This window comes from Rhizobium hidalgonense (genome assembly GCF_002914525.1).
Classification (GTDB): domain Bacteria; phylum Pseudomonadota; class Alphaproteobacteria; order Rhizobiales; family Rhizobiaceae; genus Rhizobium; species Rhizobium hidalgonense.
The window spans coordinates 192,079-211,257 of the sequence record NZ_LODW01000127.1; the positions used below are offsets into that span (position 1 = coordinate 192,079).

Annotated in this window: 19 protein-coding genes, 1 tRNA gene and 1 pseudogene; 12 read left to right on the top strand and 9 right to left on the bottom strand. The window is 62.0% G+C overall.

Annotated elements, in window-relative coordinates:
* Positions 1-144: 144 nt before the first annotated feature.
* On the top strand, positions 145-1,776 hold the full coding sequence (locus ATY29_RS34390) for an FGGY-family carbohydrate kinase (RefSeq protein WP_025416573.1): 1,632 nt from the start codon (positions 145-147) through the stop codon (positions 1,774-1,776).
* 41 nt (positions 1,777-1,817) lie between these two features.
* Here the strand turns inward: ATY29_RS34390 and ATY29_RS34395 are convergent, their stop codons facing one another.
* Positions 1,818-2,276 carry a hypothetical protein gene (locus ATY29_RS34395; protein WP_025416572.1) on the bottom strand — a complete coding sequence of 153 codons (459 nt, stop codon included), beginning with the start codon at positions 2,274-2,276 and terminating at the stop codon, positions 1,818-1,820.
* Between the two features lie 170 nt (positions 2,277-2,446).
* On the opposite strand from ATY29_RS34395, the gene ATY29_RS34400 reads away from it, so the two are divergent.
* A complete protein-coding gene (locus ATY29_RS34400) occupies positions 2,447-3,112 on the top strand; it encodes a TetR/AcrR family transcriptional regulator (RefSeq protein WP_025416571.1) in 666 nt (221 codons plus the stop codon).
* A gap of 50 nt (positions 3,113-3,162) precedes the next feature.
* A complete protein-coding gene (ilvC, locus tag ATY29_RS34405) occupies positions 3,163-4,182 on the top strand; it encodes a ketol-acid reductoisomerase (RefSeq protein ID WP_025416570.1) in 1,020 nt (339 codons plus the stop codon).
* Positions 4,183-4,231: 49 nt separating this feature from the next.
* Here ilvC and ATY29_RS34410 read toward each other — a convergent pair whose 3' ends face one another.
* The 4 genes from ATY29_RS34410 to ATY29_RS34425 form a co-directional block, all read right to left on the bottom strand.
* Positions 4,232-4,819 (bottom strand): class I SAM-dependent methyltransferase, encoded by a 588-nt coding sequence (locus tag ATY29_RS34410; RefSeq protein ID WP_025416569.1) that lies wholly within the window; start codon positions 4,817-4,819, stop codon positions 4,232-4,234.
* Entirely contained in the window at positions 4,809-5,138 is a 330-nt protein-coding gene (locus ATY29_RS34415; protein WP_025416568.1) for a type II toxin-antitoxin system RelE/ParE family toxin, read from the bottom strand. Before ATY29_RS34415 ends, ATY29_RS34410 begins: the two co-directional genes overlap by 11 nt.
* The gene (locus ATY29_RS34420; protein WP_025416567.1) at positions 5,122-5,373 is read right to left on the bottom strand and encodes a ribbon-helix-helix domain-containing protein; all 252 of its coding nucleotides are present in this window, start codon (positions 5,371-5,373) and stop codon (positions 5,122-5,124) included. The genes ATY29_RS34415 and ATY29_RS34420 overlap by 17 nt, the downstream gene beginning before the upstream one ends.
* Positions 5,374-5,705: 332 nt before the next feature.
* Positions 5,706-6,806 (bottom strand): branched-chain amino acid aminotransferase, encoded by a 1,101-nt coding sequence (locus ATY29_RS34425; protein ID WP_003564727.1) that lies wholly within the window; start codon positions 6,804-6,806, stop codon positions 5,706-5,708.
* 307 nt (positions 6,807-7,113) lie between these two features.
* Here ATY29_RS34425 and ATY29_RS34430 point away from each other — a divergent pair, with 307 nt between their 5' ends.
* Positions 7,114-8,334 carry an aminotransferase-like domain-containing protein gene (locus tag ATY29_RS34430; protein ID WP_097534155.1) on the top strand — a complete coding sequence of 407 codons (1,221 nt, stop codon included), beginning with the start codon at positions 7,114-7,116 and terminating at the stop codon, positions 8,332-8,334.
* Between the two features lie 132 nt (positions 8,335-8,466).
* Here the strand turns inward: ATY29_RS34430 and ATY29_RS34435 are convergent, their stop codons facing one another.
* From ATY29_RS34435 to ATY29_RS34445, 3 genes are all read right to left on the bottom strand, one after another.
* Positions 8,467-9,504, bottom strand: a complete 1,038-nt coding sequence (locus tag ATY29_RS34435) for a DUF2278 family protein (protein ID WP_097534156.1) — start codon at positions 9,502-9,504, stop codon at positions 8,467-8,469.
* Positions 9,505-9,603: 99 nt separating this feature from the next.
* Complete coding sequence (locus tag ATY29_RS34440; RefSeq protein ID WP_097534157.1) at positions 9,604-10,662, bottom strand: aldo/keto reductase; 1,059 nt, start codon at positions 10,660-10,662, stop codon at positions 9,604-9,606.
* Between the two features lie 218 nt (positions 10,663-10,880).
* Positions 10,881-11,351 carry a MarR family winged helix-turn-helix transcriptional regulator gene (locus ATY29_RS34445; RefSeq protein ID WP_003564717.1) on the bottom strand — a complete coding sequence of 157 codons (471 nt, stop codon included), beginning with the start codon at positions 11,349-11,351 and terminating at the stop codon, positions 10,881-10,883.
* Positions 11,352-11,542: 191 nt separating this feature from the next.
* Here ATY29_RS34445 and ATY29_RS34450 point away from each other — a divergent pair, with 191 nt between their 5' ends.
* The 8 genes and pseudogenes from ATY29_RS34450 (at position 11,543) to ATY29_RS34490 (ending at position 18,231) form a co-directional block, all read left to right on the top strand.
* Positions 11,543-12,310, top strand: a complete 768-nt coding sequence (locus ATY29_RS34450; protein WP_025416562.1) for an alpha/beta fold hydrolase — start codon at positions 11,543-11,545, stop codon at positions 12,308-12,310.
* A gap of 104 nt (positions 12,311-12,414) precedes the next feature.
* Positions 12,415-13,550 (top strand): annotated as a pseudogene (locus tag ATY29_RS34455) (ABC transporter substrate-binding protein).
* 121 nt (positions 13,551-13,671) lie between these two features.
* Complete coding sequence (locus ATY29_RS34460) at positions 13,672-14,781, top strand: endonuclease/exonuclease/phosphatase family protein (RefSeq protein ID WP_097534158.1); 1,110 nt, start codon at positions 13,672-13,674, stop codon at positions 14,779-14,781.
* 8 nt (positions 14,782-14,789) lie between these two features.
* Positions 14,790-15,560, top strand: a complete 771-nt coding sequence (locus tag ATY29_RS34465; protein WP_003564710.1) for an NUDIX hydrolase — start codon at positions 14,790-14,792, stop codon at positions 15,558-15,560.
* 215 nt (positions 15,561-15,775) lie between these two features.
* The gene (locus ATY29_RS34470) at positions 15,776-16,687 is read left to right on the top strand and encodes a PhzF family protein (protein WP_097534159.1); all 912 of its coding nucleotides are present in this window, start codon (positions 15,776-15,778) and stop codon (positions 16,685-16,687) included.
* Positions 16,688-16,911: 224 nt separating this feature from the next.
* A tRNA-Lys gene (locus ATY29_RS34475) sits at positions 16,912-16,987 on the top strand.
* 155 nt (positions 16,988-17,142) lie between these two features.
* On the top strand, positions 17,143-17,439 hold the full coding sequence (locus ATY29_RS34480; protein ID WP_003564706.1) for a hypothetical protein: 297 nt from the start codon (positions 17,143-17,145) through the stop codon (positions 17,437-17,439).
* A gap of 489 nt (positions 17,440-17,928) precedes the next feature.
* Positions 17,929-18,231 (top strand): hypothetical protein, encoded by a 303-nt coding sequence (locus tag ATY29_RS34490; protein WP_003564705.1) that lies wholly within the window; start codon positions 17,929-17,931, stop codon positions 18,229-18,231.
* A gap of 350 nt (positions 18,232-18,581) precedes the next feature.
* On the opposite strand, the gene ATY29_RS34495 is transcribed toward ATY29_RS34490, so the two are convergent.
* On the bottom strand, positions 18,582-18,896 hold the full coding sequence (locus tag ATY29_RS34495) for a hypothetical protein (protein ID WP_003564703.1): 315 nt from the start codon (positions 18,894-18,896) through the stop codon (positions 18,582-18,584).
* Positions 18,897-19,179: the final 283 nt, after the last annotated feature.

The following is a 19,179-nucleotide window of genomic DNA, read 5'->3' on the forward strand; positions in this document are numbered from 1 at the left end:
AAAAGAGGCCGGGCTCGGCCTGGCCCACGCCTCGCCCTCCTTGTCATGTCATCGCGACCGCGTAATGTCAGCCTCCCTGGACGACCTTGAAAACCGGCCGCAGCTGCCAATCACCCGATCCCTGGCGATCTGAAACGAGAGACCATGAGCGACACATCTCATACCCCGCAAGCCGGCGCCAAATATGTCATCGGCGTCGATGTCGGCACCGGCAGCGCCCGGGCGGGCCTGTTCGATATGGCCGGCAGCATGCTTGCCTCTGCCAAGCGGAATATCAGCCTGTTTCATGAACCGGGTTCCATCGTCGAGCAATCGAGCAGAGAAATCTGGAGCGCCGTGTGCGCGGCGGTGCGGGAGGCGGTTGCCGCAGCCGGCGTCGATCCGGCTTCGGTGGTCGGCTTGGGGTTCGACGCCACCTGCTCGCTCGTCGTCCTCGGCGAAGGCGGCAAGCCGCTCCCCGTCGGGCCTTCGGACGATCCGGACCGGGATATCATCGTGTGGATGGACCATCGCGCCGTCCCGCAGGCGGAGCGCATCAATGCGTTCGGGCATGACGTGCTGCGTTACGTCGGCGGCCGCATTTCGCCCGAGATGGAAACGCCCAAGCTTCTCTGGCTCAAGGAAAACCGTCCTCAGGTGTTCGATGCCGCCTGGCAATTCTTCGATCTTGCGGATTTCCTGACCTGGCGGGCGACCGGCGATCTATCGCGTTCGACCTGCACGGTCACCTGCAAGTGGACTTATCTCGCCCATGAAAAGCGTTGGGACAGCAGCTATTTCCACCAGATCGGCCTCGGCGTGCTGGCGGAGGAAGGTTTTGCCCGCATCGGCAAGTCTATCGTCGAGCCCGGTTCGGCGCTCGGTGAGGGACTGACCGCCAATGCGGCAGAGCAGCTCGGCCTGACGCCCGGAACGGCCGTCGCTGCCGGGTTGATCGATGCCCATGCCGGGGGTGTCGGAACTGTCGGCGCCGATCCGCAGGCCAACCTTGCCTATGTCTTCGGGACCTCGTCCTGCACGATGACCTCGACGGCAGAACCGTCTTTCGTTCCCGGTGTCTGGGGACCTTATTATTCGGCAATGGTCCCGGGCCTGTGGCTGAATGAGGGCGGCCAGAGCGCTGCCGGCGCGGCGATTGACCATCTCCTCTCCTTCCATCCGGCGGCCGGCGAGGCGAGGGAGCTTGCGAAGAGCGCGGGCGTTCCGCTGCCGGTCCTGCTTGCCGACATGGCCGCCGGAAAGGCGGGCCGTTCTTCCGATGCCGTCAAGCTGGCGGCGGGGCTGCACGTCGTTCCCGAATTCCTCGGCAACCGTGCGCCCTTTGCCGATCCGCATGCTCGGGCGATCATCGCCGGTTTCGGCATGGAGCGGGATGTCGAAAGCCTGGTCTCCCTCTACATCGCCGGGCTTTGCGGCATCGGCTACGGCCTCAGGCAGATCACCGAAACGCAGGCCGAGGCGGGTGTGACCGTCGAAAACATTGTCATCAGCGGCGGCGCCGGCCAGCACGATTTCGTCCGCCAGGTGCTCGCCGATGCGAGCGGCAAGCCAGTGGTGGCCACGAAGGCCGAAGAGCCGGTGTTGCTGGGAGCGGCCATCCTCGGCGCCGTCGCCGGCCGGCGATTTGCCGATGTCGGTGCGGCGATGAGCGAGCTCACTAGGGTGGAAACACGTTTTCAGCCTTGTGAAGGTGAGATTTCCGATCTCCACCGCAAGCGTTATGAAGCCTTCAAGGAGCTTCAGGCACTGGCGCGCAAGCTTCGCAGCGATGGCTGACATCGTCGCAGCAGGACCGCCTATCCGATCTTCGGCATCGTCTAATTGTTGATGGCGATGATCGCCCAATGGCTGTCCCCGCAGGCATTATCCTCGCAGACCGCGCCCATCCAGACGGCGCCGTTTGCGAGCATGACGCCGTCGCTGCTGACGAAGAGATCCTGATATTGCTGGCGCCCGACGGCGCGGCGCGTCTCCGGCGTCACCAGATCGTCGAAATTCTCGACGAAATCCTCGGCGTTCTCGACATCATAGGTCTCGCCGTTGGCTTTGACGGTCAGCGGATATTCGGCAAGGCCGGCAATGGATTCGGCATCATCTGAGCGCATGGCCCGGACAAGCTGACGCAGCGGCCGGTCGAAGGCCTCGGCATTGCCGTGCAGTTCCTCGATCCTGTCGTAGACCTCGTTTTCCGACTGCGCGAAGGCGCCGGCGCTGAGAAGTGATGCTCCCAGGACGACTGCTCCGGCGAGGAGAAGGGCGGCAGGCAAGCGCGACATGGAAAGCTCCCGGCAATGGCATGGAGTGAGATTATGCGATGCTGACCGATGTGCGCCTATCCCATTCTGGTATCTCCCTGAGCTTTCCCGTATAAAAATCTGCCGGGCCCGCTTGACGGCTCGGTCGGATTGCCGCATAAAGCTCACGAACCGTACCGTACGGTACGTATATGGGAGTCGTGACCGTGTCCGTCGATACCGCAGAGCCGAGCGAGTTTTCGCCGCGCCAGAACGCCGTTCTGGAGCAGGCGCTGCGGCTGCTTGTCGATGGCGGCGAGAAGGCGCTGACGACCTCGGGTGTGGCGCGTGCCGCCAATTGCTCGAAGGAAAGCCTCTACAAATGGTTCGGCGATCGGGACGGGCTGCTGTCTGCGATGATCGCCTACCAGGCGAGCAAGGTGCGCACCTTCGAGCGCAATGGTGAGCGGCTGACGGCGGCGAGCCTGCACGACCATGTCGTGATTTTCGCGCGCGACCTGCTGGAGGTGCTCGCCGGCGACGTTTCGCTGGCGCTGAACCGGCTGGCGATCGGCCAGTCGAACCGCGACGGCTCGAAGCTCGGCAAACTGCTGCTCGAGCGCGGCCGCCGCCAGATCGACCGCCGCGCCATGGCGCTGATCGATGCCGGAAAGAGGGCAGGGCTGCTTCGCTTTTCCGATGCCGACGAGGCCTATCATACGCTTTACGGCCTTGTTGTTTCCGACCTGCATGTGCGCATGCTGCTCGGCGAACCCGGCCTCAAGGATACCGCACGCCAGGCGGAGAGGGCGGTGACCGCCTTCCTCCGGCTGCATGGCACGGACAAGGTTCTGGCGGAGATGCCGGTTCTCGGCTGATTTTCGTTTTTATTGACAGTCAACAAGACAAGCAAAGGGAAGGAACTCAAATGCGCGTCTATTACGATCGTGATGCCGATCTCAACCTCATCAAGGCCAAGAAGGTCGCAGTCATCGGCTACGGCTCGCAGGGCCGTGCGCATGCGCTGAACCTCAAGGACAGCGGCGCCCAGAACCTCGTTATCGCCCTCAAGGCCGGCTCGCCAACAGTCAAGAAGGCCGAAGCCGATGGCTTCAAGGTCATGACGGTTGCCGAAGCTGCCGGCTGGGCCGACCTGATGATGATGGCGACCCCCGACGAACTGCAGGCCGACATCTACAAGGCCGATATCGCTGCGAACATCCGCGACGGCGCCGCCATCGCCTTTGCTCACGGCCTCAACGTTCACTTCGGCTTGATCGAGCCGAAGGCTTCGGTTGACGTCGTCATGATCGCGCCGAAGGGCCCGGGCCACACGGTTCGCGGCGAATACCAGAAGGGCGGCGGCGTTCCCTGCCTCGTGGCCGTTCACCAGAACGCGTCCGGCAATGCGCTTGAACTCGCGCTCTCCTACGCCTGCGGCGTCGGCGGCGGCCGTTCGGGGATCATCGAAACCAACTTCCGCGAAGAATGCGAAACCGATCTTTTCGGCGAACAGGTCGTTCTCTGCGGCGGTCTGGTCGAGCTCATCCGCGCCGGTTTCGAAACGCTCACGGAAGCCGGTTATGCGCCTGAGATGGCCTATTTCGAATGCCTGCACGAAGTGAAGCTGATCGTCGACCTGATCTATGAAGGCGGCATCGCCAACATGAATTATTCGATCTCCAACACAGCCGAGTGGGGCGAATACGTCACCGGTCCGCGCATCATCACCGAAGAAACCAAGGCTGAGATGAAGCGCGTCCTGAAGGACATTCAGACCGGCAAGTTCACCTCCGAGTGGATGCAGGAATACCGGTCCGGCGCTGCCCGCTTCAAGGGCATCCGCCGCAATAACGACAGCCACCAGATCGAGGAAGTCGGCGCCAAGCTGCGCGGCATGATGCCCTGGATCGGCAAGAACAAGCTGGTCGACAAGAGCGTGAACTAAGCGGTTCCGATGAAATAAATATAAGAGGCCGGGGCGAAAGCTCCGGCCTCTATCGTTCTGCACTCACGGTGAGCCAGCGGGTCAGCTTGCCGTCATAGCCGCCGCCGTCGCTTTCCTCGACGGCGAGGTTTCGCCAGCCGTCTTTCGTCAAAAGCGCCGACAGCCATTCGCAGGAGGGGTAGTTGTAGTAACGCCCGAAGCCGTCATGGCCTTCCGCTTCTCCCGCCTTGAAACTTGCGTGAAGGCGGCCACCGGATCTGAGTGCGCGGCGGATGCGGGCGAAGACATCGGGCAGCTCAAGCCTAGGGACGTGGAGAAGGCTCGCATGCGCCCAGACGCCGTCGAAGGCGCTGTCGGCGTCGAGCTCCTGGAACAGCATGACCTGCACCGGCCTGCCAATCAACACTTCCGCCTGCCTTGCAAGCTCGGCCGAGCCATCCGTCGGCGTCACGTCGAAACCCTGCGACAGCATATAGGCGCTGTCCTGGCCGCCTCCGCAGCCGAGTTCGAGGATTGCGCCACCCGGTGCGATACCGGCGAGGAAGGCATCGAGCTGCCGTTTCGGCAGGCCGCGCGCCCGGTTGGCGTATGTCTCGGCGTTTTCCTCGTAAAAGGCGGAGGTCGTGTCATGAGGCATGCGGGCCGGCCGATCGTCGGTTGGATTGAAGGTGTCTATCGGGAAGCCGGTCGGCGCCGATGATGTCGATGACGAGAATGCCGTCCGGTATTTCGCGGTAGAAGGCGACGTGGCGCATGTGGAGGAGGCGGCGAAGCCCGGCGCCGAGTTCGTCGCACTGGTCTCCCATCGAAGGCGCGCGCGAGAGAAGCACGAAGATCCTGTCCCAATCGAGAAGATAGGCATCCGCCTGCGCCTCGCCGAAATGCAGGCTGGCATATTCGTCAATGCCTGATAGCACAGCGTCTGCGGTTCGGGTCAGCCTATAGGTGGGTGTCACGCAGCTTCGCCTTCGTTTCCAGCAGAATATCGGCAATGCGCCGGTCGCTGATGCCGCTCCCCTCAGCCTGCCTCAGGATATCACGCAGTTCGTCGTCATCAAGCTTTCGGTGGTTCTGGTCCTTCAAGACGAGTTCCGCCAGATATGCGCTGGCACTGCTGTATCTGCCGCTTGCAACACGGCGTGCGACGTAATCCGCCAGATGATCCGGAAGCGAGATCGTCATTTTCGCCATTGATTCAGTACCCGCCCGCACATGCCGGTATTCGGCCATCCCAAGGGCCGGATTCCCATTCCCCACACTGTGATAGAAGCGTGGCCCGCCGTCGTCGAGCACCTGGGTCACAACAAAGCCAGTCTTTTTATCGATGTCGACGACGCGCTCGAGCCCTTGAGCCGGGCATCGCGCGGGATAGCCGCATGATGGCGCTCGCAGTCGCATAGATGTTCGCATCGGCGGTGAGGATTTTGAGGGCTGCCGCCGGCCTGACGGCTTTGCAGGCGAGGCCGAGAGCGGCGCCCACCATGTCGCTGTCGGCGCCGCCGTTTGTGTGGAAGGTCTGGAGTTTAGGCCGGGATGAGGCGCGTCCAGCCGTGCTCGTCGTTCGTTACGCCCTTCTGCAGGCTGACGAGTTGTTGGCGCAGTTCGCTGGTCAGCTTGCCGGTCTGTCCGTCTCCGACGAGAAACTCGCCGCCGGCATGTCGAACCAGGCCGATGCCTGCGAGGACCGCGGCAGTGCCGCAAGCGAACGCTTCGACGAGCCTGCCACTGGCGGCATCGTCCTGCCATTCCGAAAACGAGTAGGGGCGCTGCTCCACCCGCAAGCCCCGTTCTTCGGCGAGCACGATGACGGAGGCCCGGGTGATGCCCGGCAGGATCGTGCCGCCAAGGGGTGGGGTGACGATCGATCCATCGTTCATCACGAAGAAGACGTTCATGCCGCCGAGTTCCTCGACCCAGCGATGCTCCGCGGCATCGAGGAAGACGACCTGATCGCAACCCTTCTTCGACGCCTCGGCTTGCGCCACGAGGCTGGCTGCGTAGTTTCCGCCGCATTTTGCAGCGCCGGTGCCGCCGCTGGCTGCACGGGTGTATTCGGTCTCGACCCAGAGGGAGACGGCCTTCGCGCCGCCCTTGAAGTAGGCGCCGACCGGAGAGGCGATGACACAGAAGACATATTCCTGCGCCGGACGAACGCCGAGAAACGCCTCGTTGGCGAACATGAAGGGGCGAAGATACAGGCTGGCGTCGCCCGAGGGTATCCAGTTCTTATCGACTCGGACCAGCTCTTCGACCGCCTTCAGGAACAGTTCTTCGGGCACAGGAGGCATCGCCATGCGGGCCGCCGACTGCGCGAAGCGCCGGGCGTTCTCTTCAGGCCGAAACAGCAGAATCCGGCCATCGTCTGCCTTGTAGGCCTTCATGCCTTCGAAGATTTCCTGGGCGTAGTGCAGCACGGCGCTTGCCGGATCGAGTTCCAGGGGGCGACGCGGCGTCACCTTCGCATCGTGCCAGCCCTTGTCGGCCGTCCATCGTGCCAGCACCATATGATCGGTGAAGATCTTGCCGAAGCCGGGTGTTTCCAGTGCCTTGATGCGATCGGCGTCGGGGACGGGAGACTTGTGGAATTCGATTGTGATTTCAGGAGAGGTCGACGTCGCGGTCATGCTGGCACCTTGATAGTCCATTGAATAATGGGCGGCACACTACTTCCCCCGGGCCGGTTTTGGAAAGGTCTGAATCGGCCGGTTTCGGCTTTTTGATCAGAGGAATAGTCGCTCGGAGTGGCAAATTTTCACGCAACGGGGGGCGGGCCAGTTTGCGTGAAACCTCCCACGTCTGCCCAATTGCCCCAGGCTTTCGAATACCTAGTCTCCAAACTTTGTCGTAGTGACAAGAAAATAGGTCAGTATTGTTGACATAAATTTCCCCGCGTGATCAGCTGCGGATATTAGAAAATGCGAGGAAACCTCCATGCTGAACTGGGACACCATGTTTGCGTCGCGCTCGTCGCGCATGCGCGCGTCCGAAATCCGCGAGCTCCTGAAGCTTCTCGACCGGCCCGATATTATTTCCTTTGCCGGCGGCATTCCCGATCCGGCGCTGTTTCCCGATCAGGAATTCAAGCAGGCCTATGCCGATATTTTCGATGGCGCTGCCGTCAATTCGGCGCTGCAATATTCGGTCAGCGAAGGCTACAAGCCGCTGCGCGAATGGCTGGTCCGGCAGATGGCCGATCTCGGCATCCCCTGCGAACTCGACAATGTCTTCATCGTCTCGGGCTCGCAGCAGGGGCTTGATTATCTCGGCAAGCTGTTCCTGTCGCCTGATGATACCGCGCTCGTGACATGGCCGACCTATCTTGGTGCGCTGCAAGCCTTCAACGCCTACGAGTTGACATACGACCAGCTGGCGCCGAACGGCAACCGGACGCCGGAGTCTTACCGCGCGGCCGCGGGTGCTGCCGGCGGCAAGGTGAAGTTCGCCTATCTCTCCGCCGACTTTTCCAATCCGACCGGCGAAACGGTCGATCTCGAGGGCCGCCGGAAGGTGCTGGCGCTCGCAGAAGAGCTCGACATCGCCGTCATCGAGGATGCGGCCTATCAGTCGCTGCGGTACGACGGCGAGCCGATCCCGCCGATCCTGGCGCTCGAGATCGCCGAAAAGGGCAACATCAACGATACGCGCACGATCTACTGCGGCAGCTTCTCCAAGACGCTGGCGCCCGGCCTTCGTGTCGGCTTCATCGTCGCCAATGCGCCCGTCATCCGCAAGCTGGTGCTTATGAAGCAGGCGGCCGACCTGCATTCCTCGACGATCAACCAGATGGCGATCGCTGATGTTGCCGAGCGTGGCTTCGATGCCCAGGTCGCCAAGATCAAGGCAGCCTACATGAAGCGCCGGGACTGCATGCTGGCAGCGCTCGAAAAATATTTACCCGAAGGCACCAGCTGGACCAAGCCGGAAGGCGGCATGTTCATCTGGATCACGCTGCCGGAAGGCATGGACGGCGCCAAGCTCTTGGCGAAATCGCTCGAAACCGCCAAGGTCGCCTTCGTGCCGGGCAAGGCCTTCTTCGCCGACGGCTCCGGCGCCAACACATTCCGCGTCAGCTTTTCCTGCGCCAACGAGCAGATGATCGAGGACGGCATCGGCCGGCTGGGCGCGTTGATCTCGGCTGAGATTGGCGGGTGATCGCCGCAGGTTGAGGGGGAGATGCCCGGCGGGGCAGAGGAGTATTCCACAGCACCTTCGTTCCTATGGCGAACGCAGCAATGAAAAGGATGCGAGCCTCTTGCCCTTCAGCCGGATGCGCGCTTGCGCCAGTCAGAAGATCGTCGTCCAGCCCTCGTTTGCCGTCTCGCTCTTGCCGTAGCCGACGCGGTCGGCGACTGCGCCGTCGGTGTTGCGCAGGATGATGTCGCCGCCCCGGTTGGCGAGCTGCGGGCCGCCGGCGGCGGCATCGAGCGATATGGTGCGTAGCTCGCCTGCATCAAGCGTTCCCGACAGCGTCTGGGTCCTGCCGTTTTCGCCCTCCAGCGTCCAGCCGTCGAGCGATGCCGCCATGTCTGAGCGGTTGATGATCGTCACCGTCTCGGCCTCGGCGCCGTCTTCGCCGTTCACCGGGTTGATCAGCGCGGCGAGGATGCGCAGCGACGAGGCGACGACCGGCTGCGGCCGGCGGGTGCCTTCGCCGCGGCCCTGGCCGCCGCGGCTGTCGGAGACGGGATGGCCGGTCTGCGCATCGGTATTCCAGTTCTGCGACTGGAAGCAGAGGAAGATCGCCGCCCATTCGTCGGTATCGTTGAAATGGACGAGCAGGGCGCCGTCCTGGTTCGGCCCATTGGTGGCCTTGAAGCTGCCGCCGTCACCCTGGTTCATGTGGATGTCGTGAATGCCGTAGCCCGGCTCGAAATCGAAATATTGATCGGGCTTGTTGTTTTCGGGCCCCCAGGCCTCGCCGAAGGCATAGAAATGGATATCGGCATTGGCAATGCCTTCCTCGACGATCGGCTCGATGAACTCGCGCAGATCGTTCTTCGGGCCGGAGAGCTGGAAGGGCGCGACATCCATGTCCTCTCGCTCGATCAGCCCGCCACGGACATAATCGATCGCCCGACGGTCCTTGCCGATGTCGGTCAGGCCCATCGGCAGCTCTTCGAGTGCTTGCGTCAGCGCCGGGTGCTTGAAATCGACGATGTTGGCATAGAGCAGGTCGTGCGGCGATTCCTTGGAGCGGACGTTGAGCGCGATGCGATAGCTGATGCCGTTCGCCTCGATGCGGATCTCGATGTGGGGATCGTTGTCGTCGTCAAGAGCGAGTGCGCTCGCCGTACCCTTCAGGACTTTGTAATTCTTCAGCATGGCGAACCTCGCGTGAGTAGCGGGCTCTTACGCTAACACGGCGAAAGTGCATCTTTTATGACGCTAACTTTCACCGTGCAATGCGTGATCCATGCTTGCCTATTGCTGGAGATGCGGGCCGAAAAGCTCGAGATCGGCTTCACCAAACCTGTCGCTCGCGGTGTTCAGCTGATGCCAGTAGGGATAGATCACCGGCGGCAGGCTGACGGCGTCGAGGCGTTCGCGCTCCTCTACCGTGAGCTTCAGTTCGGCGGCGGCGATATTATCGCGGAACTGGGCTTCGGTGCGCCCGCCGATGATGACTGACGTGACCGCCTTGCGGCCGATCAGCCAGGAGAGCGCCACCTGTGCTGCGGAAACGCCGCGCTCCTCGCCGATCGCCACCAGCGTCTCGACGATGTTCCAGAGGCGGTTCTCGTCACGGATCGGCGGTTCGGTCCAGCCGGCGAACTGGCGCGTGCCCTCGGGGGCAGCCTGGTTGCGGCGGTGTTTGCCGGAAAGCAGGCCGCCGGCGAGCGGGCTCCAGACCAGCACGCCGAGGCCCTGGTCGATCGAAATCGGCAGCAACTCGTATTCGGCATCGCGGGCCTCCAGCGTGTAATGGATCTGCTGGCTGACGAAGCGCTGGTAGCGGTGTTCATTGGCAATGCCAAGCGCCTTCATGATGTGCCAGCCGGAATAGTTTGAGCAGCCGACGTAACGCACCTTGCCCTGCGTGATCAGCGTGTCGAGGGCTTCCATCGTCTCTTCGAGCGGCGTCTGGCCGTCCCATTCATGCACCTGATAGAGGTCGATGACATCGGTCTTCAGGCGCTTAAGGCTCGCCTCGCATTCGCGGATCAGGTGGTAGCGCGACAGGCCGCGGTCGTTCGGGCCGTCGCCCATGCCGAATCTTGCCTTGGTGGCGAGCAGCACGCCCTGCGGCCGCTTGCCGGCCAGCGCCTCGCCGATGATGTTTTCGCATTCGCCGTTGGAATAGGCATTGGCGGTGTCGATCAGGTTGATGCCGGCGTCGATGCATATGTCGATCATCTTCTTCGCCTCGGAGGTGCCAAGATCGCCGACCATCTTCGCCCAGCCGACGCCGCCGAAAGTCATCGTGCCCATGGTCAAAGTCGAAACCTTCAGGCCGGAACGGCCAAGCAGACGATATTCCATTGAAACTCCTCCTTCATCGAAACGGGATTGACGTCTCTCAACGCGGTAGAATGACAGTGGTGGCGTGTTCACGCCTGCGTGAGGGGTAGGCAGGATTGCGGGCGCTGAGACTCCGATCGGTCACGGGCCGTTGGGCCACGCGGCAGATCGTACAATATGGAATCGGCTTGTCGATGGAAATCGTCCTGGCGTGGCGACGACGTGAACGCCGCCTTGGCTCAGGTCTCGTCCTTGTCCTTCTTGTGAATGTTGTCGCGGAGCGACGCGATCGTATCGCGAATCTTGCTCACGGTCTCGGCGTCGAGACCGACGGCTTTGCCGATGCAGTCGAACACATGGCCGGCACGGCTCTTGAGGGCCAGTCCCTTCTGCGTCAGACGCAAGAGCACCTGGCGCTCATCGGCGGGATTTCGGTTGCGGGTGACGAGGCCGACATTTTCAAGTCGCTTCAAGAGCGGGGTGAGGGTGCTGGAGTCAAGGAAAAGAGTCTCGCCGAGATCCTTCACCGTGCGATCGTCGCGAGTCCACAGGGCGGTCATGACGAGGAATTGCGGATAGGTCAGATCCAGCTCGTCGAGCAGGGGGCGGTAAAGCTGGTTGAAGGCGTGGCCTGCCGAATAGATTGAAAAACAAAGCATTTCTTCGATCATCGGCACGTCGGCGAGATCATTCGTTCCGGTGTTTTTCATCACGCTCTCCTCTCACTTCAATATAATTTGTGCGCGATCTATTTGCAAGCTATTGACGTCGCAAACAAGGTTGGCTATTTATATAGCGCACAAGAAAATCGCTTACAAATTAAATGTCCGGAGGGAGCTTGTTGACGCCTGTCGCTCCCGGTTCGGCTCCCAATGCTCAACCGATGAAGGAAAAATGACCCATGTTCAAGTTTGCTGCTGTCGCCGCCCTGGCGGGCGCTCTTCTTTCCGGTGCTGCCGTCGCTCAGCCGGCCAAGCCGACCGTCGTCCTCGTTCACGGTGCTTTTGCCGATTCATCCAGCTGGAATGACGTCGTCGAAATCCTGCGTAAGGACGGCTTCCCGGTCGTGGCTGCCGCCAACCCGCTGCGTAGCGTCTCGAGCGACGCCGCCTATGTTTCCGATGTCGTCGGCAGCATCGCCGGCCCCGTCGTCCTCGTTGGCCATTCCTATGGAGGCCAGGTAATCTCGACCGCCGCGAACGGCCATGACAACGTCAAGTCCCTGGTCTATGTCGCGGCCTTCGCGCCGGATGCAGGGGAATCGGTTGCGGATCTCGCCGGCAAATTTCCCGGCGGCACGCTGGGTCAAGCACTTGGCGCCCCGGTGAAACTCAGCGCAGGCGGCGTCGATCTCTATATCGACCAGGCCAAATTCCATGACCAGTTCGCCAGCGACGTGCCGGCCGAACAGGCGGCCCTGATGGCGGCGGCGCAACGGCCGGTTACTGACGCGGCCCTCAACGAAAAGTCGGGCGAGCCGGCCTGGAAGAAGCTGCCGTCGTGGTTTGTCTACGGCACCGGCGACAAGAACATCCCGGCCGCGGCCCTCGGCTTCATGGCCGAGCGAGCAGGTTCGAAGCACACTGTCGTGGTCGACGGTGCTTCCCATGTCGTGATGGTTTCGCAGCCGCAGAAGGTGGCGGAACTCATCGAAGAGGCCGCGAAGTAACGCCAGCGCGGCGTATAGGGTGCAGCGCAGCCGCTGCGCCCTGTCACATCTCTGTCAACGACCCCTAATAAGGGAGGGGGAAGCAATTCCCGAGGACCCCTCCCATGAAGACGATCGTTTCCGCCGCAGCTCTTCTCGCCGCGAGCCTCTTTGCCATTCCGGTTTCGGCCGCAAATCTCGTTCTCTACACCAGCCAGCCGAACGAAGACGCGCAGGCGACGGTCGATGGTTTCATGGCCGCCCATCCCGATCTCAAGGTCGACTGGGTGCGCGACGGCACCCCGAAGATCATGGCGAAGCTGCAGGCCGAGATCCAGGCCGGCAACCCTGTTGCCGATCTCCTCCTCATCGCCGACGTCGTGACGCTGGAGCGCCTTAAGGAAGACGGCAAGCTGCTCGCCTACAAGTCGCCGGAGGCTGCTCAGTACGACGCCGCCCTCTATGACGCCGACGGCTATTATTACTCCACCAAGCTAATCACCACCGGAATCATGTACAACACCTCGGCGGCGATGAGGCCGACGAGCTGGAAGGACCTGACGAAGCCGGAAGCCAAGGGCCTCGTCACCATGCCGAGCCCGCTCGCTTCGGGTGCCGCCCTCATTCACGCTCAGACGCTGGCCGCCGTTCCCGGCCTCGGCTGGGATTTCTACAAGTCGCTTGCCGAAAACGGCGCAATCGCCGCCGGCGGCAACGGCGCCGTGTTGAAGTCGGTCGCCTCGGGCGAAAAGGCTTACGGCATGGTCGTCGATTACCTGCCGATCCGCGAGAAAGCCAAGGGCGCTCCGGTCGAGTTCGTCTTCCCGAGCGAAGGTGTATCGGCCGTCACCGAACCGGTCGGTATCCTCGCCAGCACCAAAAATGCCGATGCCGCCAAGAGGTTCGTCGATTACGTGCTCTCCGAAAAGGGCCAGGAAGGCTTTCTCAAGCTCGGCTACATCCGGCCCGCAACGGCATGAAGCTGCCGGAAGGTTTTCCGGCGCGCGACACCATCAAGGTCCTGCCGATCAAGGCCGCAGAGGCGCTCAAGAATGCCGCCGATATTCTGGTGCGGCCGGAGGATGTGATCATCGGCGGCGAGGGGGCTCCGGCGACCGTCGAAGCCGTGCTGTTCGAGGGCGAACGTTACGCGGTCAAGCTGACGCTCGGCAACGGCCAGACGCTGCGCGTCTTCAGCCGTGTGGCTGTCGTGCCCGGCGATGCGGTGCGCGTCGTCATCCGCGCGGGGTGGCGGCTTTGATGGAGGCAAGCAATTGCATCTGGGGCTGTAAAAGGGGCAGTTATCCGCATTTTTCTTGGCCCTGCCATCTTTTCCTGCGGCTTTTGCTGGATAAGGTACCGCACGCAACCGGACCTTTGCCATGTCGCTTCGCCTCGCCACCTTCAACGTTGAAAATCTGCTCACCCGTTTCGATTTTACCGGCTTCCGCAACCAGCTGCGCCAGGACCGGGTCATCAAGCTTTTCCAAGTGTCGAGCGAGGGCGTCTACCAGCAGCTCGAGCAGGCGCGAGTGATCGCCGCGACCGACGACACCCGGCAGATGACGGCGCTGGCGATCGCCGATGCGGATGCCGATATCCTCTGCCTGCAGGAGATCGACAATATGGCCGCCCTCCAGGCCTTCGAATACGGCTATCTCTTCCGCATGGTCGGAAACGGCTACCGGCAGAAATATCTGGTCGAGGGCAATGACAGCCGCGGCATCGATGTCGCCGTCTTGATGCGCGAGGAAACGCGCGACGGCCAGAAGATCGAACTCAGGGACATCCGCAGCCATGCGATGACGACTTATCGCGACCTCGATCTCTTCGACGAGGAGTTGGCGCTGACCAACCGCATCGACGACAAGATCTTCAAACGCGACTGCCTGGAGCTCGACCTTCTGATCGGCGGCCGGCCGTTTTCGCTTTACGTCGTGCATTTCAAATCGATGGGCAATCCGCGCGACGGGCTGGATGGGCGGCAATCGACGATGCCGATCCGCCGCGCCGAGGCACGCGCCGTGCGCCGGATCATCGAAGATCGCTTTGGTGCCGATCAGGCAGGCACCAAGAGCTTTGCCATCTGCGGCGACATGAACGATTATCAGGAGCGCGTCGATGTCATCGGCCGCCGCGGCACCAGCTATCGTTTCGAGCATCAGGTGGAGGCCGAAAGCGCGCTCGACGTTTTCAGCCATGACGGCTTTGCGGAAAACGTCGTGCGCCGGCGCGAGGCTCTCGACCGCTGGACGCTCTATCACACGCGCGGGCCGCAGGAGCAGTGGCTCTGCCAGCTTGATTATCTCTGGCTTTCGCCTGATCTCGCCGCCCATAATGCCGGCCGTCGGCCCGAAATCATCCGCAGTGGCCAGCCCTATCGCACCATCTTCCCGCCGGGGCATGAGGTGGAGCGTTATCCCCGCACCGGCTGGGACCGGCCGAAGGCGTCCGATCACTGCCCCGTCGTCATGACACTGGATCTTCCCTGAAAGCGACCATGAAAACCAATTTGAACATGAATTTTGCAAACAGCGATTTCCCCGACGATTTCGCCGGCTGGCCGCCGGAAGCCACCGTCTTCCCGATCGCCGGCGTGGATCTGCGCGTCCTGCCCGGCAGCCATCCCTTCGTCCTTGCCGAGCAAGCGGCGATCCGCGAGAACTGGGCCAAGGAAACGGCCGCCAACCCGGCGCTCTTCGATGGGCGCCTGGTGTTCCAGCAGCGACTGTCGTTCGGCGAAGACGGGATTTCCGGCGAGGGTTATGCCACTCCCTTTTCCGCCTTCATGTACTGGCGCCGCCAGCCAGAGCGTCAGGGCGGCATCCACATCTTCGCCTATCCGATATTGGAAAGCGCCGACGGCGCGCTGGTGGCGATCCGCATGGGCGCCCATACCGCCAATCCCGGTCAGGTCTATTTCGCCGCCGGCTCGCTGGAGCCCGAGGACATCGTCGATGGGCGCTGCGACATCGAAGCGAATATGCGCCGCGAGGTCCATGAGGAGACAGGCCTCGATCTTTCGGATGCCGTGGCGGGGCAGGGTCTCTATGCCAGCCACGCCAATCGGACGGTGACGCTCATGCGCCTCTTCCGCTTCGACATGACGGCAGTCGAGATGGTAAAGCGGATCGAGGCCCACATGCTGGTCGCCGAAGACAAGGAGATCGCTGGCGCGGTGGCGATCCGCTCGGCTGATCATGCAGCCTATCCCTATAACGTCGCCATGCTGCCGGTGATCGACTGGTATTTCGGCAAGGCGGGCGCTTAAGAGGCGGCTGGAGAGAGGGCGCGGCATTCTTGACCAAGCGCTATTGTCAGCGCGGCATCCTCCAACGCCCCCTATCCTGAGGCGCGCAGGCCAAAGGCGGAGCCTCGAAGGACACGCTCCAGCTTGGCTCCTTGCATCCATCTGACTTACCGCCTTGCACTCGGCCGTTTGGTCGGGCAGGTTGGCGGCGCGATGACCGATTCAAGGAGGCCGATGTGGCGCGAAGCTACAGCGTCTATGACGTGTTCACCGATCGAAAGCTTGCGGGCAACCCGCTGGCGGTGATCTTCGACGCAGACGATCTCAGCGACGAGGCGATGCAGGCGATCACCCGGGAGATCAATCTCTCCGAGACGGTGTTCGTGCAGCCTTCGAGCAACCCCGCCTATGCGGCAAAGCTCAGGATCTTCACGCCGGGGCGTGAGCTGCCGTTTGCCGGCCATCCGACGGTCGGCACGGCGGTGGCGCTGGCTGAACGGGCGCATGGCGCGGCGACGCTCGATCTCGTGACGGTGCTTGAGGAAAATGTCGGGCCGGTGCGCTGTGCTGTGCGGCTGAGGGAGGGCGAGGCGAGCTTTGCCGAATTCGACCTGCCGCGGAAATCGCAGCCGGCCGTCATGCCGCTCGACAAGCTCGGCATGGCCGACGCGCTGTCGCTGAAGGTAACAGAGATCGGCTTCGAAAATCACGTGCCGTCGGTCTGGAGCGCCGGCGTTCCCTTCCTGCTCATTCCGGTGCACGATGTCGGAGCCGCGCAGCGGGTGGAATTCGATCCGCAGCTCTGGGAAAAGATCGTGCCCTTCGTCGAGGGTGCGCTTGCTTCGGCCTATGTCTATTGCCGCGGCGGTGTCAACCACGTCGCCAAGTTCCATGCGCGCATGTTCGCAAGCGCCATGGGTATCGTCGAAGATCCGGCCACCGGTTCGGCGGCGGCGGCACTCTCCGGCGCGATCCACCATTTCGACCGGCTGACGGACGGGCATCACCCGATCATGATCGAGCAAGGCGTCGAGATGGGCCGGCCATCCTTCATCCATCTGCATATCGATGTCGACGGCGGGACGATCTCCAATGCGCGGATCGGCGGCCAGGCGGTGCGGCTGGCGAGCGGCACGCTCGATCTTTGATTTTATAAGAGATGCCGTCCGTCCGAGGGGACGCGCGGCACTCTATCGCTTTGAATCTGCGCATAATCCTTTCCGAAACTCGATTCCGGTTTGCCGGATTGTGCCCAGCATTTCAGCCATGCCGAAAAATCTTCGCGATTAACCAAAGAAATTTCGCCGATGCGCTGGACAAGCCTGCCGATCCTGTTTATACGCCCCGTCACACCGCGCAGCCAAGCGCGAACGGGTGATTAGCTCAGTTGGTAGAGCAGCTGACTCTTAATCAGCGGGTCGTAGGTTCGAGCCCTACATCACCCACCAAATCTCTTGAAAAGATTGATGTTTTCGAATTCAGGCCGGGTTTTCCGGCCTGTCGGAAATTTTCGCGGAAGCGGGCGAGATAGTCCGATTTGTACGCAAGTGTGGCCGCCTCGATACGCGCGCCCTATCTTCGTCTTGCATGTCGGGAGGGGTCCATGAGAAGCGTCATTTTTGCGATCGCCCTGTCTCTGCCGGTGCCGGCCTTTGCCGCCGGCGTGATCAACGTCAAAGCAAGCGATCATAGCTGCGGCGAGATTGCGCAGATCATTCGCCAGAGCAAAAAGGTGTTTGTCCGCGTCGGCTTCGGCGGCCGCAGCTTCCGTTATCCGCCGGCCCAGTGCAGCCTGGGCGACAAACGCACCACGACCAGTTTTCGCGATGCCGAGGGAAAGCAGTGCATTCTCGACTATGCCTGCGTCCTCGACCCCGCCTCGTCCTATAACTTCCCTTGATAGTCGAACGGCAGGATTGGCGCCTCAGTCGCGGTCGGTCGGCTTCACGCCGAGGAGCCAGAGGGCTCCAAGGATGAAAATCACCATGGCCGCCATCGCCGCCATGGGCGATGCGTAGTCCGAGAAAGAGTGTGTCGAGGGCGGCGAAATGTATGGCCGCAACGGCAAGCCTTGTGGCGATCAGAAGGGAAAGGGCGCCGTTTCTGGCGTATCGGCCAATCCTGTGCCAGTCATAAGGCGCATCATTCTGAGGCGCCGGAGCGGCCTCGATCCGCTTTCTTTCGGGGTAATGCGGGGCGCTTGCGTCCAAAGGTCGGTTTCATGGCCCGTAGGATAGGCGAAGCAACTTGACGGATCGGGATGTGCGCTGGCACGATCGATTGCGCGACAAATTTTGTCCGGGCGGTTAAAGGCTATTATTCAAGGCGTTGGCGCTGGCGGCATCGACGCGTGTGCTCTATCTCCATCCTCTGATGTTCAGGAGTTTCCATGAAAAACCTTGTTCGGGCCGTCGCGCTGTTGCTTCCCTCCACAGGCCTTGCTGCCGAGGCGGTGGAGGTTAATGCCAGGGATCATAGCTGCGGGGAGCTTGCGCAGATCATCCGCCAGGACAAGAAGGTCTTCGTGCGCATGGGTTTCGGTGGCCGCAGTTTCCGCTATCCGCCGGCGAGATGCAGTCTGGGCGATAAATACGACACCGCGAGGATCAAGGACGGCGACGGCAAGCTCTGCCTGCTCGACTATGAGTGCGTCTACGATTCGCAATCCTTCTATAACAGGATTCCCAAATAAGTCTCTGAGCCAAATCTTGGCGAATTCGTCGAGTCTGCGAAGGCCGAGTCGGTTGGGCGATGAAGGACAACAAAAAAGGCCGGGCGACATTCGCACCGACCTTCCTCGATTTATCTCGACGACGGCTGCCAGTACATCCGTGGTCAGCCGTCGGAGACAAGCTCGATAACTGAAATGTAAGTCTTGTTCGACGAGGTTCAAGGGCTGCTGGCAAAAGATGCCCCCGTGCCGGCACATAGCCCCGAAAGCGGGGTCGTTTCCGGATCATGGCCATCAAAAGCGTGGACCATCCCTGGCGTGTCGGATACGGCACGCCAGGGATGCTTCCAGCTTCTATGCGCCGAGCAGGGTTACTGCTGGGCAGGGGCGGCCGGCGGAGTGGCTGGTGCGGGTGCCGGTGCCGGTGCGGGCGTTGCGCTGTTGTCGGTCGGGGCGATCGGCTTGACCGGCGCAGGCTCGGATTGAGTCGTGGAGGCTGTCGTATCCGGAGATGTGCCGGGGGTGCTCCACTGCGAATAGGCGAATGCAGCGACAGCGATCACGGCCAATGCAGCGACCCAGACAACCCAGGTATTATTGGTGCGCGGGCTCGGCGTGGTGCGCAGATCCAGATTTGGGTTCAGCGGGCGGTTGGGGTCGTTGGCATTATTGGGGTCGTACGTCATGGTACTTTCTCCTCTTTCGGTGACAGAAGAATGCCGAAGTGGGCTTTTTGTTCCATGTCGGGACTGAAGCGCCTGTATTGGCAGGAATTTTAGCGTGAGGGCGGTGCGCGCAAGCAGCGTTTTGGCAGTTCGAGGAGCCTTTGGCGGGAGGGCTGCAATGAGCAAGGCTGCGCTGCCCCTTCGAGGCTCCGCCCCTCGACGTGCCGCGCGATCGCAGGGCCACAGCTGAAGCGCGTGCTTGACAGGGCGGGGTCCGTTTGCCAATGCTTCTGTATGGGGTTGC

Excerpts from the sequence above, each read along its gene's own strand:
- ATY29_RS34390 (WP_025416573.1), top strand. The coding sequence starts at position 145 with ATGAGCGACACATCTCATACCCCGCAAGCCGGCGCCAAATATGTCATC.
- ATY29_RS34395 (WP_025416572.1), bottom strand. The coding sequence starts at position 2,276 with ATGTCGCGCTTGCCTGCCGCCCTTCTCCTCGCCGGAGCAGTCGTCCTG.
- ATY29_RS34400 (WP_025416571.1), top strand. The coding sequence starts at position 2,447 with ATGGGAGTCGTGACCGTGTCCGTCGATACCGCAGAGCCGAGCGAGTTT.
- ilvC (WP_025416570.1), top strand. The coding sequence starts at position 3,163 with ATGCGCGTCTATTACGATCGTGATGCCGATCTCAACCTCATCAAGGCC.
- ATY29_RS34410 (WP_025416569.1), bottom strand. The coding sequence starts at position 4,819 with ATGCCTCATGACACGACCTCCGCCTTTTACGAGGAAAACGCCGAGACA.
- ATY29_RS34420 (WP_025416567.1), bottom strand. The coding sequence starts at position 5,373 with ATGGCGAAAATGACGATCTCGCTTCCGGATCATCTGGCGGATTACGTC.
- ATY29_RS34425 (WP_003564727.1), bottom strand. The coding sequence starts at position 6,806 with ATGACCGCGACGTCGACCTCTCCTGAAATCACAATCGAATTCCACAAG.
- ATY29_RS34430 (WP_097534155.1), top strand. The coding sequence starts at position 7,114 with ATGCTGAACTGGGACACCATGTTTGCGTCGCGCTCGTCGCGCATGCGC.
- ATY29_RS34435 (WP_097534156.1), bottom strand. The coding sequence starts at position 9,504 with ATGCTGAAGAATTACAAAGTCCTGAAGGGTACGGCGAGCGCACTCGCT.
- ATY29_RS34440 (WP_097534157.1), bottom strand. The coding sequence starts at position 10,662 with ATGGAATATCGTCTGCTTGGCCGTTCCGGCCTGAAGGTTTCGACTTTG.
- ATY29_RS34445 (WP_003564717.1), bottom strand. The coding sequence starts at position 11,351 with ATGAAAAACACCGGAACGAATGATCTCGCCGACGTGCCGATGATCGAA.
- ATY29_RS34450 (WP_025416562.1), top strand. The coding sequence starts at position 11,543 with ATGTTCAAGTTTGCTGCTGTCGCCGCCCTGGCGGGCGCTCTTCTTTCC.
- ATY29_RS34460 (WP_097534158.1), top strand. The coding sequence starts at position 13,672 with ATGTCGCTTCGCCTCGCCACCTTCAACGTTGAAAATCTGCTCACCCGT.
- ATY29_RS34465 (WP_003564710.1), top strand. The coding sequence starts at position 14,790 with ATGAAAACCAATTTGAACATGAATTTTGCAAACAGCGATTTCCCCGAC.
- ATY29_RS34480 (WP_003564706.1), top strand. The coding sequence starts at position 17,143 with ATGAGAAGCGTCATTTTTGCGATCGCCCTGTCTCTGCCGGTGCCGGCC.
- ATY29_RS34490 (WP_003564705.1), top strand. The coding sequence starts at position 17,929 with ATGAAAAACCTTGTTCGGGCCGTCGCGCTGTTGCTTCCCTCCACAGGC.
- ATY29_RS34495 (WP_003564703.1), bottom strand. The coding sequence starts at position 18,896 with ATGACGTACGACCCCAATAATGCCAACGACCCCAACCGCCCGCTGAAC.